Annotated in this window: 16 protein-coding genes; all 16 read right to left on the reverse strand. The window is 69.9% G+C overall.

The features are described from left to right. Positions 1-6: 6 nt before the first annotated feature. The 16 genes from nucS to rho all read right to left on the reverse strand — a co-directional run bounded on the left by nucS (position 7) and on the right by rho (position 14,718). On the reverse strand, positions 7-687 hold the full coding sequence (gene nucS / locus ACH0BZ_RS04290; RefSeq protein WP_406896719.1) for an endonuclease NucS: 681 nt from the start codon (positions 685-687) through the stop codon (positions 7-9). A 39-nt stretch (positions 688-726) separates the two neighbouring features. Beyond that, positions 727-1,179, reverse strand: coding sequence for a DUF2550 family protein (locus ACH0BZ_RS04295; protein ID WP_406896720.1), 453 nt, complete (start codon positions 1,177-1,179; stop codon positions 727-729). Between the two features lie 59 nt (positions 1,180-1,238). Further along, positions 1,239-1,610, reverse strand: a complete 372-nt coding sequence (locus tag ACH0BZ_RS04300) for a F0F1 ATP synthase subunit epsilon (RefSeq protein ID WP_406896721.1) — start codon at positions 1,608-1,610, stop codon at positions 1,239-1,241. Positions 1,611-1,619: 9 nt separating this feature from the next. Next, positions 1,620-3,068 carry a F0F1 ATP synthase subunit beta gene (gene atpD, locus ACH0BZ_RS04305; protein ID WP_406896722.1) on the reverse strand — a complete coding sequence of 483 codons (1,449 nt, stop codon included), beginning with the start codon at positions 3,066-3,068 and terminating at the stop codon, positions 1,620-1,622. A gap of 3 nt (positions 3,069-3,071) precedes the next feature. Then, a complete protein-coding gene (locus tag ACH0BZ_RS04310) occupies positions 3,072-4,055 on the reverse strand; it encodes a F0F1 ATP synthase subunit gamma (RefSeq protein WP_406896723.1) in 984 nt (327 codons plus the stop codon). Between the two features lie 54 nt (positions 4,056-4,109). Beyond that, positions 4,110-5,750 carry a F0F1 ATP synthase subunit alpha gene (gene atpA / locus ACH0BZ_RS04315; protein ID WP_406896724.1) on the reverse strand — a complete coding sequence of 547 codons (1,641 nt, stop codon included), beginning with the start codon at positions 5,748-5,750 and terminating at the stop codon, positions 4,110-4,112. A 100-nt stretch (positions 5,751-5,850) separates the two neighbouring features. After that, positions 5,851-6,669 carry a F0F1 ATP synthase subunit delta gene (locus ACH0BZ_RS04320; RefSeq protein ID WP_406896725.1) on the reverse strand — a complete coding sequence of 273 codons (819 nt, stop codon included), beginning with the start codon at positions 6,667-6,669 and terminating at the stop codon, positions 5,851-5,853. Positions 6,670-6,683: 14 nt separating this feature from the next. After that, complete coding sequence (locus ACH0BZ_RS04325) at positions 6,684-7,256, reverse strand: F0F1 ATP synthase subunit B (protein ID WP_406896726.1); 573 nt, start codon at positions 7,254-7,256, stop codon at positions 6,684-6,686. A 26-nt stretch (positions 7,257-7,282) separates the two neighbouring features. After that, the gene (locus ACH0BZ_RS04330; RefSeq protein ID WP_406896727.1) at positions 7,283-7,522 is read right to left on the reverse strand and encodes an ATP synthase F0 subunit C; all 240 of its coding nucleotides are present in this window, start codon (positions 7,520-7,522) and stop codon (positions 7,283-7,285) included. Between the two features lie 97 nt (positions 7,523-7,619). Then, on the reverse strand, positions 7,620-8,399 hold the full coding sequence (gene atpB / locus ACH0BZ_RS04335) for a F0F1 ATP synthase subunit A (protein ID WP_406896791.1): 780 nt from the start codon (positions 8,397-8,399) through the stop codon (positions 7,620-7,622). Positions 8,400-8,672: 273 nt separating this feature from the next. Continuing rightward, entirely contained in the window at positions 8,673-9,113 is a 441-nt protein-coding gene (locus ACH0BZ_RS04340) for a hypothetical protein (RefSeq protein WP_406896728.1), read from the reverse strand. 10 nt (positions 9,114-9,123) lie between these two features. Continuing rightward, positions 9,124-10,284: a glycosyltransferase family 4 protein gene (locus tag ACH0BZ_RS04345; protein WP_406896729.1), complete on the reverse strand. Its 1,161-nt coding sequence runs from the start codon at positions 10,282-10,284 to the stop codon at positions 9,124-9,126. An 18-nt stretch (positions 10,285-10,302) separates the two neighbouring features. Continuing rightward, the gene (locus tag ACH0BZ_RS04350) at positions 10,303-10,956 is read right to left on the reverse strand and encodes an L-threonylcarbamoyladenylate synthase (protein WP_406896730.1); all 654 of its coding nucleotides are present in this window, start codon (positions 10,954-10,956) and stop codon (positions 10,303-10,305) included. Then, positions 10,953-11,882: a peptide chain release factor N(5)-glutamine methyltransferase gene (gene prmC, locus ACH0BZ_RS04355; protein ID WP_406896731.1), complete on the reverse strand. Its 930-nt coding sequence runs from the start codon at positions 11,880-11,882 to the stop codon at positions 10,953-10,955. The genes ACH0BZ_RS04350 and prmC overlap by 4 nt, the downstream gene beginning before the upstream one ends. Before the next feature lie 2 nt (positions 11,883-11,884). After that, on the reverse strand, positions 11,885-12,970 hold the full coding sequence (gene prfA / locus ACH0BZ_RS04360; protein ID WP_406896732.1) for a peptide chain release factor 1: 1,086 nt from the start codon (positions 12,968-12,970) through the stop codon (positions 11,885-11,887). Further along, positions 12,967-14,718, reverse strand: coding sequence for a transcription termination factor Rho (gene rho / locus ACH0BZ_RS04365; RefSeq protein WP_406896792.1), 1,752 nt, complete (start codon positions 14,716-14,718; stop codon positions 12,967-12,969). Before rho ends, prfA begins: the two co-directional genes overlap by 4 nt. Positions 14,719-14,924: the final 206 nt, after the last annotated feature.

Genomic DNA, 14,924 nt, shown 5'->3' on the forward strand with positions numbered 1-14,924 from the left:
GGGCCCCTAGAACAGTCGCAGGTCGGCGGACTCGACCCCCCGCAGCGCGTCGTAGTCCAGGGTGACGCAGCGGATCCCCCGGTCCTGCGCGAGCGTGCGGGCCTGCGGCTTGATCACCTGGGCGGCGAACACCCCCGAGACCGGCGCGAGGAGCGGGTCCCGGTTGAGGAGCTCGAGGTACCGGGTGAGCTGCTCGACACCGTCGATCTCACCCCGGCGCTTGATCTCCACGGCCACGGTCACCCCGTCCGCGTCACGGCCGAGGATGTCCACGGGGCCGATCGCGGTCATGTACTCGCGGCGGATGAGGCTGTAGCCCTGGCCCAGGGTCTCGATGTGCTCGGCGAGCAGTTCCTGCAGGTGCGCCTCCACGCCGTCCTTGACCAGGCCCGGGTCGACGCCGAGCTCGTGTTCCGACTCGTGGTGCACCTCGGCGACGGTGATCCGAAGCTGCTCCCCCGCCTTGTTCTCCACCACCCACAGCCGGTGGTCGGCGTTCTCGGGGTGCTCGCTCTCGGTGAGCGAGCACGGCGGCGTCATCCAGTTGAGGGGCTTGTACGCGCGGTCGTCGGCATGCACGCTCACCGATCCGTCGGCCTTGACGAGCAACAGCCGGGGTGCCATAGGCAGGTGGGCGGTGAGTCGGCCGACGTAGTCGACCTGGCACGTCGCGACGACGAGACGCACGGATCCTCCTTGTTGACGGCCCGGGATGGACAGGCGCGCTCAGCGCCGGCGGCGGCCGGTCCGCCGAACCTGCTCGGTCGAGCACGCCTCGACCCACGCGAGCAGCGCGGTGAGCTCCGCCGGGCCCAGGCAGAACTCGCCCTCGACCTTTCCTCCGCGCCGATCCCGGCCGGTGACGGGGACGATCATCTCCCCCACCTCCGCCACGTCGAGCTCGGCGCCCGTGGGCTGCCGGCGCGCCCCGAGCGTGAGGCTGCGGCGTTCGATCGTCAAATCTGCGCCGAACCTCAGGCTGACGAGCCGGTAGAAGCTCGCCTCTGTGTCGGAGTACTTGAGGGCCCCGTAGCACCACCCCGGCCCGTTGTGGGAGCTGAACAGCGCGGGGGTCGAGGTGCGGCGCACCACGACGAGCCGGTAGACGACGGCCGCGGCCACCGGGAGGAGGACGAGCAGGATGACGACACCGAGAGCGATCCCGATGTACGTCGCCATCTACTCCGACCCCTTTCCTGGTGGCCGCGGTCGTGTGGGACGGTCGAGGTCCCAGCCGTCTAGGCGCCGGCCTTCTCGACGGCGCGCAGACGACCCCGGGCGGCGGCGGCAGCGGTGGGGTCCTCACCGGCGTCGGCGAGCGACCGCTCGGCCTCGGCCCGGTCGATGTTCTCCGCCCATTCGGCGAGTTCCCCGAGGATACTCACCTTGGTGGCGGTCACCGAGAGGAAGCCGCCCCGGACGGCCGCGACCTTCTTGCCCTCGTCCGTGTATACGGTGACGGTGCCGCCCTCGTCCAGCTCGCCGAGCAGCGGCTCGTGACCGGCCTGGATACCGATCTCACCCTCGGTGGTCTTGGCGACCACCATGGACGCGGTCCCGGACCAGAACCGCCGCTCGACGGTGACGAACTCGACGTCGATGTCAGCCATGGCGGACCGTCACTTCCCGGAGAGCTTCTTGGCGTTGGCCTCGACGTCGTCGAGACCGCCGATACCGTTGAACGCCTGCTCGGGGAGGTGGTCAAGTTCGCCCTTGCAGAGCTTGTCGAACGCCTCGATGGTGTCCGTGAGCGGGACGACCGAACCGACCTGCCCGGTGAACTTCTCGGCAACGAGGAAGTTCTGGCCGAGGAAGCGCTCGATACGACGCGCGCGCTGCACCGTGACCTTGTCCTCCTCGGACAGCTCGTCCATACCGAGGATGGCGATGATGTCCTGGAGCTCCTTGTACTTCTGGAGGATCCGGATGACCTCCTGGGCCACGCGGTAGTGCTCGTCGCCGACGATGGCCGGCTCGAGGATCCGCGAGGTCGAGGTGAGCGGGTCGACGGCCGGGTAGATGCCCTTCGACGCGATGGAGCGGGAGAGCTCCGTGGTGGCGTCGAGGTGGGCGAAGGTCGTCGCCGGCGCGGGGTCGGTGTAGTCGTCGGCGGGGACGTAGATCGCCTGAAGCGAGGTGATCGACTTACCGCGCGTCGAGGTGATCCGCTCCTGCAGCTGACCCATCTCGTCCGCCAGGGTCGGCTGGTAACCAACGGCGGACGGCATGCGGCCGAGCAGCGTGGAGACCTCGGAACCGGCCTGGGTGAAGCGGAAGATGTTGTCGATGAACAGGAGCACGTCCTGGCCCTGCACGTCGCGGAAGTACTCGGCCATGGTCAGGGCCGAGAGGGCGACGCGCATACGGGTACCCGGCGGCTCGTCCATCTGGCCGAACACGAGGGCGGTGTCCTGGAGCACGCCCATCTCGTCCATCTCGAGGATGAGGTCGGTGCCCTCACGGGTACGCTCACCGACGCCGGCGAACACCGACGTACCGGAGAACTCACGGGCGATACGGGTGATCATCTCCTGGATGAGCACCGTCTTGCCGACACCGGCACCACCGAAGAGGCCGATCTTGCCACCCTTGACGTACGGGGTGAGCAGGTCGATGACCTTGATGCCGGTCTCGAGGATCTCGGTCTTGCCCTCGAGCTGGTCGAAGGCCGGCGGCTCGCGGTGGATGCCCCACTGCTCGCCGTCCCGGCCGGTGCCGGGAGCGTCAAGGCAGTCGCCGAGGGCGTTGAAGACGTGGCCCTTGACCACATCGCCGACCGGCACCGAGATCGGCTTGCCCGAGTCGACGACGTCGGCGCCACGCACCAGGCCGTCGGTGGACTGCATCGAGATGCAGCGCACCATGTTGTCGCCGAGATGCTGGGCCACCTCGAGGGTGACCGTCTTGGCCACGGCCTCAAGCGTGATCTCGGCGGTGAGGGCGTTGAAGAGAGCCGGGAGGGCGCCGCGCGGGAACTCCACGTCGACGACCGCGCCCAGGACGCGGGCGACCCGGCCGGTGAGACCGGCCGTACCCGTCTGGTTCTGCTCGGTAACAGCTGTGGTCATTGCTTAGTCACTTCCTGCGCTCGCGGCGAGCGCGCCAGCGCCACCGACAATCTCGCTGATTTCCTGGGTGATCTGTGCCTGACGGACCTGGTTGGCCTCACGACTGAGGTCCTCGACCAGTTCGGTCGCGTTGTCCGTGGCCGACTTCATGGCCGTCCTCCGCGCCGCCGACTCGGACGCGGCGGCCTCCAGGAGGGAGGCGAACGCACGGGTCGACATGTAACGCGGGAGGATGCTGTCGAGCAGCGTGTCGGCGTCGGGCTCGAACGAGACCTCGGGCTTGAACTCCGACCGGGACGTGTCCGTCATGTGCTCGCCCAGGTCCAGCTCCTCCGTCTCGACCTCGGTCTCGATCGGAGCCAGACGTCGCGCACGCGGGGTCTGGGTGAGCATGGACTTGAACTGGGTGTAGACGATGTGGACCTCGTCGACGCCCTTGCGGGTCGTGTCGCCGGAGTCCTCCTCGAGCCACTCGGAGGCGTCGAAAGACCCCTCTCCGCCGGCCTTGAACGCGGCCGCCAGAAGCTGGAACGCCGGACGGGCCTCGTTGTAGACCGGCTTCTGGGAGTGGCCGTGCCACGCGCCGGCCAGCTTCACGTCACGGAACGTGTAGTACACGATGCCCTTGTTGCCCATCACGTAGATGTCCACCTCGAGGCCACGTCCCTCGAGGTTGGCGATGAGCTCGGCGGCCTCCTTGAGCACGTTGTGGTTGTAACCACCGCACATGCCGCGGTCCGAGGTCACCACGAGCACGGCCGAACGCCTGGCGTCCTCCGGCTCGTTGAGCATCGGGTGCTTGAGCGACGAGGCGTTGGCCAGGTCGGTGAGCACCGCGGTGATCTGGTCGGCGAAGGGCTTGGCTTCCGCCACCCTGACCTGGGCCTTGGTGATCTGCGAGGTCGCGATCATCTCCTGGGCCTTGGTGATCTTCTTGGTCGAGTTGACCGACTTGATGCGGCCGCGCAGTTCGCGCAGGTTCGCCATGGTCTCAGATCACACTCCTTCCGGCCTCGAATCGGATGCCTGTCATCGCGGGCCTCAGGCCTTCTTCTTCTTGGTGACCGTGATCTTCTCGCGGTCGATCTCGTCGTCGTCCAGGGCCTCGGCCTCGGGCTCGTTGACCACGCGCGACCCGTCGGAGGCCACGAAACCCTCCTTGAACGCGTCCGTCTTGGACTTGAGGGTCTCCATCGACTCATCCGACAGGGCCGTTCCACCCTCGATCTGCGAGTAGACGTCCGACGCCGAGTGACGCAGGTCCTCGAGGAGCTCGGCCTCGAAGCGGCGGACGTCGTCCACCGGCACCGAGTCGTAGTAGCCCTCGCCGGCGAGGTAGATCGACACGATCTGGTCCTCGACGGCAACGGGCGAGTTCTGATCCTGCTTGAGGATCTCGACCAGGCGCTGACCGCGCTCGAGCTGGGCCTTGGAGGCCGCGTCGAGGTCAGAGGCGAAGGTGGCGAACGACTCAAGGTCACGGAACGCCGCCAGGTCGAGGCGCAGCGAGCCGGAGACCTTCTTCATACCCTTGGTCTGGGCGGCGCCACCGACTCGGGAGACGGAGATACCGACGTTGATGGCCGGGCGCACACCACGGTTGAACAGGTCGGACTCCAGGAACACCTGGCCGTCGGTGATCGAGATGACGTTGGTCGGGATGAACGCCGAGACGTCGTTGGCCTTGGTCTCGATGATCGGCAGGCCGGTCATCGATCCGCCGCCCATGTCGTCGGACAGCTTGGCGCACCGCTCCAGGAGCCGCGAGTGCAGGTAGAAGACGTCACCCGGGTAGGCCTCGCGACCCGGCGGGCGGCGCAGCAGCAGCGAGATGGCGCGGTAGGCGTCGGCCTGCTTGGAGAGGTCGTCGAACACGATGAGGACGTGGTTGCCCTCGTACATCCACTGCTGGCCGATGGCGGATCCGGTGAACGGCGCGAGCCACTTGAAGCCGGCGGAGTCGGAGGCCGGGGCCGCGACGATGGTGGTGTACTCCATCGCGCCGTGCTCCTCGAGCGTGGCCTTGACGCCGGCGATCGTGGAGCCCTTCTGGCCGATCGCGACGTAGATGCACCGGAGCTGCTTGGTCTTGTCGCCCGACTCCCAGTTGGCCTTCTGGTTGAGGATGGCGTCGATGCAGACCGCGGTCTTACCGGTCTTGCGGTCACCAATGATGAGCTGACGCTGGCCGCGGCCGATCGGCGTCATGGCGTCGATGGCCTTGATGCCGGTCTGCATCGGCTCCTCGACCGGCTGGCGCTGCAGCACGGACGGGGCCTGGAGCTCGAGGGCGCGGGACTCGGAGGACTCGATCTCACCCAGGCCGTCGATCGGCTGGCCGAGCGGGTTGACCACGCGGCCGAGGAAGCCGTCGCCGACAGGCACCGAGAGGACGTCTCCGGTGCGGCGCACCTCCTGCCCCTGCGCGATCTCGTCGAAGTTGCCGAGGATGACCGCACCGATCTCGCGGTCCTCCAGGTTCAGTGCGACGCCGAGGATGCCGCCCGGGAACTCCAGCAGCTCGTTGGCCATCGCGGACGGCAGTCCGGAGATGTGGGCGATTCCGTCGCCGGTGTCGGTGACGACGCCCACCTCCTCGCGCGACGCCTCGGTCGAGACGGTGGAGGTGTAATTCGCAATCGCACTACGGATCTCGTCGGAGGAGATAGTCAGCTCCGCCATGTCATTCCTGCTCTCACTAAGTGTGGTCTGGATGTGTTCTTATCAGGTGAGCATCGACCGTGTGCGACCGCTGCTCGTCGGATGGCGACCGGGTGGACGTCTACGGCAGCGCCCGGCGCACGGCGTCGAGCCGTCCGGCTACCGAGCCGTCGATGATCTCGTCGCCGACACGGATCACCATGCCGCCGATCACGTCCGGGTCAACCTGGACGTGCACGGTCATCTCCCGGCCGTAGATCGTCGCGAGCTTGCTCTCCAGGGCGCTCTGCTGCTCCGCCGAGAGTTCGGCGGCGGCGGTGACGACGGCCACCGACTGCCCCTGGAGCTCAGCGGCCTGGCGCGAGAGCGCGTCGAGGTCGTCCGCGGGCATGCCCTCGGGGCGGGCGACGGCCTGCGAGGCGAGCGCCTCGGTGACGGCCGTGACCTTGCCGTAGAGCACCTGGCCGAGGAGCGCACGCTTGGCGTCCGCGGTCGTGGTGCGGTCGGACAGCGCGGCCTCGAACTGCGGGTCGCCGGCGACTACCCGTCCGAGCCGGAAGAGCTCGTCCTCCACCGTGCCGAGCTGGCCCTGCTCGCGAGCCGAGAGCAGGAGTGCCTCCCGACCCAGCGTGACGAGACCTTCGCGGAGATCACGCGGGGTGGACCAGGACTGAGCGACCGCAGCAAGCACCACCGCGAGGGTCGACTCGTCGACCTTCCAGCCGAACACCGATCGCGTGAGGTCCTCACGGGCCTCGACCGGCGCCGCCGAGTCCGCCACGGCGACGCGCAGGGAACGGTTCTCCTCCAGGACGTCGACAACCTGGAAGAGCTCGGCACCGACCTTGGCGCCGGTGGCGCCCCCGGCCGGATTCGCCGACAGGGAGGACTGCAGAACCGACCGGGACTGCTCCAGGGCGTCGCGGCTTGCTGCGTGCATAGTCTGCTTCTTCCTTACTTCTGGCCCGCCCCGGCGACCTTGTCCAGGTCGGCGAGGAAACGGTCGATGGTGCCCGAACGGCGGACCGGGTCGGACAGCTGCTCACCCATGAGACGCTCGGCGAGTTCGACCGACTGACGCCCGAGGTCGCCACGGAGCTCCGTGACGATCTGCTGGCGCTGCGCGGCGAGCTGCTGGTGGCCGGCGGCGACGATGCGGTCGCTCTCGGCCTGCGCCTCGGCCTTCATGTCGGCGAGGATCTGCTGCCCCTGGGCACGAGCGTCGTCGCGAATCTTCGCGGCTTCGCCGCGGGCCTCCGCGAGCTGGGCGTTGTACTTGTCCAGAGCCGCCTTGGCCTCGGCCTGCGCGGCCTCCGCCTTCTCGATGCCGCCTTCGATGCGCTCGGTGCGCTCGTCCAGGACCCGCTTGAACATCGGGAGGACGAACTTCCAGAACACGAAGAGGACGACAGCGAAGGGGATCAGCGACCAGACGATGTCGTACAGCGCCGGCGACAGGACGTTGGGCGTCTCCTCCAGGGGGAGCCCGTCGCCCTCGCCGGCGGCGAGGATGTGGATCGGATTCATGTCGTTGACCTTCGCGCCGGACGCGATCAGAAAATGAAGCCGGTGACGATACCGATGAGCGCGAGGGCCTCGGTGAAGGCGATGCCCAGGAACATCGTGGTACGGAGCTGGCCGGCCATCTCGGGCTGGCGGGCCATGCCCTCGATCGCCTTACCGACGACGATGCCGATGCCGATGCCGGGGCCGATGGCGGCGAGGCCGTAGCCGACGGCTCCGAGGCCGGTGAAGGTGGTCTCGGTCGCCTGGGCGAGAGTGACGATATCCATGTGGGTTTCCGTTCCCTTTCAGATGGCCGGTACGGGATGTCCGCACTCGGTCGTCGGTGTGGTCTTGCAGTCCCGGCGCTCGGGGGCGCCGGAAGTCCTAGTGGCTGTCCGCGTGCAGCGACAGGTCGATGTACACGGCCGTGAGCAGGGCGAAGATGTACGCCTGCAGGAAGATCACCAGCAGTTCGAAGAAGGTGAACGCCACCGCGACCAGGATGGTCACCGCGCTGACGGCGGTCCAGCCGTTGAACTGCCAGAAGAAGAAGTTCGTGGCCGAGAACAGCAGGACGATCATGATGTGACCGGCGAGCATGTTGGCCATGAGACGGATGGTGAGCGTGGCCGGCCGGAGGACGAAGGTCGAGAAGAACTCGATCGGGACCACGAGCAGGTGCAGCGCCGGCGGCAGGTTGGGCACGACCACCGACTTGCCGATGAAGGAGAAGAAGCCGTACTTCTTGGCGCCGGCGTAGATGAACACCACGTAGGCGACGGCCGCCATGACCAATGGCATGCCGATGCGCGCATTGGGCGAGATGTTCAACCCCGGGATGATCGCCGGGATGTTCATGAACAGCGTGAGGAAGAAGATCGTGGCGATGATCGGCAGGAACCGGTCGCCGTCCTTCTTCCCGATGATGTCGTCCGAGATGTACTTCTTGACGAAGTCCAGTGCGATCTCCGCGACGTTCTGGAACCCACGCGGGACGACCTTCGCGCTCCGCATGGCCACGAAGAACAACACCGCCACGAGCGCGGCCGCGAGCAGCCGGATGAGCATCAGCCGGTCGAGCTCGAACGGCGTGCCCTCGAACAACACCGCCGGCGGGAAGAAGTCGGTGAGTGACGGCGGGTGGAACTCACCCTTGAATGCCAGCAGTGACGTGCTCAGCGTTCTCTCCCCTGTTCGGGCCGCCTGCGTCAGACGGTGGTCATGTCCATCTTTCGGTCCCGCTGCACGGGACCAGACGGGAGGCCGAGGGGAATCGTCGTCCTCGCGCAGACCTGCGCGAGGCGGCTCCGCATCCCGGTTTCCCGCCAGGGTGCATCGTAACAAAGACCACGCCCACCGGAGGACGCGGGGGGCACCCCGTACCGCAATCGTGTGGCGCGTTGGCGGCGGGCACGTCGGGGGGTCCCGGCGTGCCCGTCAGGGCCCCGCCAACGGCTCCACGTAGGGTGCCCGGGTGCGCAGGATCGCGATCGTCTCGGAGGCCAGGACCACGACCATCGCGACGACGATCGTCAGGGCGAACGCACGTCGGGAGTAGAAATCGAGTGGCTTGAGTGCGGCCACCGCGACGATCGCCGCGATGAGCTTGAGGAGCCAGGTCCCGAGCAGCACGGCACCGGTCACCTGGGGTGAGGTCCGCGCCGTCGCGATCACGACGATCGCCGTCAGGAGGACGAACGTCCCGCCGATCGCCGCGCCGAGCAGCGCCCCCCACAGCCCAGACGTCCCGTCGAGCGCCCACCACAGCAGCGCGCTGAGGATCATGAGCACGGCCAGGGCCCCGGCACCGAGCGTCACCGCCCGGCGGAGTCCGGCGGTGTGGGCGCTCTCGGAGTGCTGGTCAGGTGCATCCGTCATGCGCGCCAGCCTAGCGGGCACCCTCCGCGGACCGTCCGCCCCGCTTCCCCCTGGCCCTGCGCAGGCGGGGGACGACGGTCGCGGACAGCGCCAGGAGGAGCCCGGCGGCGACCAGGGGGACGATGATCTCGGTGGGCAACATGGTGGCACCGACGGTCCCGAAGGCGATGAGGGCGACCCAGGCGTAGATGACGAGGGCGACCCTGCGGTGCGAGTGGCCGAGGGCGAGCAGGCGGTGGTGCAGGTGCATCTTGTCGGGCGCGAAGGGGCTCCTGCCCGCCCCCACCCGGCGGACCACCGCGAGGACGAGGTCGAGCATGGGAACGAACATCGCGGCGGCCACGACGATCATCGGCGAGAGCAGGACGATCATCTCCTGGGGGCCGTAGAGGCTCTGCGAGATCTTCCCCGAGGCGCTGGTCGAGGCCGCGGCGAGCACGAGCCCGATGAGCATGGATCCCGAGTCCCCCATAAAGATTCGGGCGGGCTGGAAGTTGTGCGGGAGGAAGCCGACCAGGGCGCCGGCGAGCACCGCGGTGACGAGGGCGGGCGGGTAGGCGCCGACGGTGCCGCCCTGGTCCATCATGATCCCGATCGAGAACACACAGATCGCCAGCGCCGCGATCGCGCCGAGGCCGGCGGCGAGCCCGTCGAGCCCGTCGACGAAGTTCATGGCGTTGACGATCGTCAGGGTGAACACCACGGTGAGCAGGCCCGCCTGCAGCTGGTCCAGCACGAGGATGTTGCCGTCCCCGAACGGCACGTAGACGAGGGTCCACGACACGCCCATCGCCACGAGCACGCCCGCGGCGGCGGCCTGCCCGGCGAGCTTGGTGACGGCGCCGAGGCCGAGGATGTCGTCGACGATCCCCACGAGCACGATCACGCCCCCGGCGATGATCGTCGCCTCGACGTCGGGAGCGAACGGCGGGAACGCCCGGTTGAGCGCCGGAAGCTGGGCGGCGAGGTAGACGGCCACGAGGACGCCCGTGAAGATGCCGACTCCGCCGAGCCGCGGCGTCGGGATGATGTGGACGTCGCGGTCGCGCGGGTAGGCCAACCCGCCGATGACCGGCGCGACGCCGCGGACGACCCCGGTGACGACAAAGGTGACGAGTGCGGCCGTGACCCCGATGAGCAGCAGCTCTCGGTACGGGATCCCGATGCCCACGTCCGCGTTTCCCCCGGGTCAGCCGCGCAGGGAGGCGGCGTCGGTCCCGAGGACCTCCGCGATGCGCTCGGCGCTCACGGCTCCCTCGCGCACGACGCGCGGGCCGGCGCCCGTGAGGTCGACGATCGTCGAGGGGGTGCCGATCGCGCACTCCCCGCCGTCGAGGTACACGGCGACGGAGTCCCCGAGCTGCTCGCGGGCCTGGGCGACAGTGGTCGCCGGGGGCTGGCCCGAGACGTTGGCGCTGGAGACGGCCAGCGGGCCGACCTCGCGCAGGAGCTCGAGGGCCACCGGGTGCAGCGGCATGCGCAGCATCACGGTGCCCTGCGTGTGCCCGAGATTCCAGTTGAGGGAGGGCGCCTGGTTGACGATGAGGCTCAGTCCCCCCGGCCAGAACGCCCGGATGAGGTCGCGGGCCGGCGCCGGCGTGCTCACGACGAGGCCGTCGATCGTCTCCCACGAGCCCACGAGGACGGGGACCGGCATGTCGGGTCCACGACGCTTGGCCGAGAGCAGGAGGGTCACCGCGTCGGGGTCGAAGGCGTCGGCCGCGATCCCGTACAGGGTGTCGGTGGGGGTCACGACGAGGCGCCCCGAGCGCAGCGCGCTCGCGGCGGAGGCGAGGCCGACCTCGCGGCCGGTCTCTTCCGAGCAGTCGTAGGTGATGGTCACCGCTGGTTCCCCTTCTCCCCTGCCGGGGCGTCGGCACCGGCGTCGTGCCGCCGCGTCGCGGTGACGAACCGCGGGCGACCGGCCAGGTCGGTGTGCCGTTCCACGGTACCGAAGCCGCCGTGGCCGGAGACCACCGCCGCGACCTCCGCTCCGGTCGTGTCGTCGTGCTCCACGGCGACCCGCCCGCCGGGCGCGAGGAGCCGGGCCGCCACGGCGACGAGCGGGTGGATGACGGCGAGGCCGTCGGTCCCCCCGAACAGCGCGGTCGCGGGCTCGTGCCGGGCGACGTCGGGCGGGAGGTCGTCGGTCTCGGGGATATACGGCGGGTTGGACACCACGGCCGTGACGCGGCCGCGCAGGGCGGGCAGTAGTCCGGGGTCCGTGGCGTCGGCTGCGTGGACCGTCACCGGGGTGTCCCCCGCCGCGGCGCGCAGCCCGGCGTTGCGCCGCAGCCACTCCAGTGCGGCGTCGTGGAGCTCGACGGCGTGGACCTCGGCGTCCGGCCGTGCGTGGGCGATCTCCAGCGCGAGGGTCCCGCTGCCCGCGCAGAGGTCCACCACCAGCGGCGCCGCCCCGACGCCGGGACCCGGCAGGCCGGCGAGAACGTCCGCCACGAGGAGTTCGGTCTCGGGGCGGGGGATGAAGACGCCGGGGCCGACGGCCAGGTCGAGCCGACCGGACACGGCGTAGCCGAGGAGGTACTGGACCGGCGTGCGGTCCCTGGCCCGGGCGGCCACGAGGCGGTCGATCTCCGCCGCCCGGTCGTGGTCGACGGCGTCGGCCCCCACCAGAGCCGAACGGGGCACGCCGAGCACGTGGGCGCAGATCATCTCGGCCTCCACGCGGGCCGAGTCGATTCCCGCGGCGGCGAGCGCGGCGGCCGCCGACCGCACGACCTCGGTCGCGCGGACCGGCCGGACCTCCACGGTTACGTGTCCTCCATGCGGCGGCGCCGGTCCTCGGCCGCAAGGGCGTCGAGCACCGCGTCGAGGTCGCCGTCGAGGACCGCGTCGAGGTTGTGGGCCTTGAAGCCGACGCGGTGGTCGGCGATCCGGTTCTCCGGGAAGTTGTACGTGCGGATCCGCTCCGAGCGGTCGACGGTGCGGACCTGCGTGGCCCGGCCCTCGGCGGCCTCGGCGTCGGCGGCCTCCTCGGCGGCGGCCTGGAGGCGCGCGGCGAGCACCTGTAGCGCGCGCTGCTTGTTCTGCAGCTGGCTGCGCTCGTTCTGGCACGTGACCACGGTCCCGGTCGGCAGATGGGTGATCCGCACCGCCGAATCGGTGGTGTTGACGCCCTGCCCACCCCTGCCGGAGGAGCGGTACACGTCGATCCGCAGGTCGGACTCGTCGATCTCCACCGGCCCCACGTCCTCCGGTTCGGGGAACACGAGGACGCCCGCGGCCGAGGTGTGCACCCGGCCCTGGGACTCGGTCACGGGGACGCGCTGCACGCGGTGCACGCCGCCCTCGAACTTCAGCCGCGACCACACGCCGTCGCGCGAGGGCTGGCGGGAGCGGATGGAGAAGGAGGCGTCCTTGTAGCCGCCGAGGTCCGACTCGGTCACGCCGAGCACCTCGACGATCCAGCCGTGCTTCTCCGCATAGCGGGTGTACATGCGTGCGAGGTCCGCGGCGAAGAGCGCGGACTCCTCTCCGCCCTCGCCGGACTTGATCTCCAGGAGCACGTCGTCGGCGTCGTGCGGGTCGCGCGGCGCGAGCAGGTCCGCCAGCCGCGCTTCGAGCTCCGCGGCCTCCGTGGCCAGACGGTCGGCCTCGGCGGCGAAGGACGAGTCGTCGCCGGCCAGCTCGCGCGCGGCGGCCAGGTCGTCGCGCGTCGTCTCGAGAGCGCGGTGGCACTGGACCACCGGAGTGAGTTCGGCGAAGCGCTTGCCCACCCGTCGGGCCGCGGCGGCGTCCTCGTGCAGCGCCGGGTCGGACAGCTGCGCCTCGAGCCCGCCGTACTCGGACAGGACGTCGTCGATCGAGGACGGCGATCGCCCAGCCGACCGGGTCACTCGTCGTCCTGCGGCAGGGTGGGCGTGGTCTTGGCCACCTGCAGCAGGAACTCGTAGTTGGTGGTGGTCTTGCGCAGCTGGCTCATGAGCAGGTCGATGGCCTGGTGGGAGTCCAGACCCGAGAGGACGCGGCGGAGCTTGTGCATGATGCCCGCCTCCTCGGGGCTCATGAGGAGCTCCTCCTTACGCGTGCCCGAGGGGCCCACGTCCACGGCCGGGAAGACGCGCCGCTCGGCGATGCGCCGGTCGAGCTTGAGCTCGGCGTTACCCGTGCCCTTGAACTCCTCGAAGATCACCGTGTCGCCGGCCGAGCCGGTCTCGACCATCGCCGTGGCGATGATCGTCAGCGAGCCGCCGTGCTCGATGTTGCGCGCCGCGCCGAGGAACCGCTTGGGTGGGTACAACGCGGTCGAGTCGACACCGCCGGAGAGGATGCGTCCCGACGCCGGCGAGGAGTTGTTGTAGGCGCGGCCGAGGCGGGTGATGGAGTCGAGCAGGACCACGACGTCCTGCCCCATCTCCACCAGGCGCTTGGCGCGCTCGATCGCGAGCTCGGCGACCTGCGTGTGGTCCGACGGAGGGCGATCGAAGGTCGAGGCGATGACCTCGCCCTTGACCGACCGCTGCATGTCGGTGACCTCCTCGGGGCGCTCGTCGACGAGCACCACCATGAGGTGGCATTCGGGGTTGTTGGTGGAGATCGCGTTGGCGATGTTCTGCAGGATCGTGGTCTTGCCGGCCTTGGGCGGCGAGACGATGAGCGCGCGCTGCCCCTTGCCGATCGGCATGATGAGGTCGATCACGCGGGTCGAGAGGATGTTCTTCTCCGTCTCCAGCCGCAGCCGCTGGTTGGGGTACAGCGGGGTGAGCTTGCCGAACTCGGGCCGGTTGCGGGCCGCGTCGACGGGGCCGCCGTTGACCGTGTCGAGCCGGACGAGCGGGTTGAACTTCTGGCGGTTCTTGCCGCCACCGCCGCCACCGCCGCCACCGCCGTGGCCGCCGTCCTGGCCGTCGCGCGGCATCTTGACCGCGCCGGTCACCGCGTCGCCGCGGCGCAGGCCGTGCCGGCGGATCATGTTCATGGAGACGTAGACGTCGTTCGAGCCGGCGAGGTAGCCCGAGGTGCGGACGAACGCGTAGTTGTCGAGCACATCGAGGATGCCGGCGACGGGCTGCAGGACGTCGTCCTCGTTCACCTGGGGCTCGCCGTCGTTCTGCCGGTTGCCGCCGCGGTTGCGCTCGCGCCGGCGACGGCTCCGGCGGCCGCGGCCGCCGCCCTCGTCGTCACGGTTGCGACCGTCGCCCCGCGGGCCGTTGTCGCCGCCTTGGTTACCCTGGCCGCCCTGCTGGTCGCGGTTCTGCTGATCGCGCCCCTGGCCGCCACCGGACTCGTCGCGGTTCTGTCCACCGCGGCGCTGACGGTTGCCCTGCCGGTCCTGCTGGTCCTGCTGACCCTGCTGGTCCTGCCGGTCCTGGCCGTCGCGGGCGGCGTCGTCGGCGCGGGAACCGGGCTTCTCGTCGGCCTTCGCGGCCGGTTTCTCGTCGGCCTTCGCGGCCGGCGTCTCGTCGGCCGTCGGCGACGCCTCGGGCGCCCCCGCGGGCTTGGCCGCCGCACGACGCTGGCGCGGCGCCGGGGCCTGCCCGCCGCGGGCGCCCTCGATGAGCGCGACGAGTTCGCCCTTGCGCTTGCCGGACAGGCCCTTGATGCCCATCTGCTGCGCGAGGGACTTGAGATCCGCCAGACGCATGTCTGCCAGGGCGGCGCCCTGGGGCGCCGTGGAGGTGGTGTCCGTCGAGGTCACGGGGATCCTTTCTGGGCCCGGTGCCGGGCGGGGTGTCCCGCCACATGCCGGGCGTCGGACCGGGGCGCGGACTGCGCGTCCCGGGTGGCCGCCGGGGCCGGCCGTGTAGGAACCGGGCCGTACACGGCTGGGGTCGTCAGGGGGACCAGTTC

The sequence above is a fragment of the Dietzia sp. 179-F 9C3 NHS genome (assembly GCF_045369825.1).
Lineage (GTDB): Bacteria > Actinomycetota > Actinomycetes > Mycobacteriales > Mycobacteriaceae > Dietzia.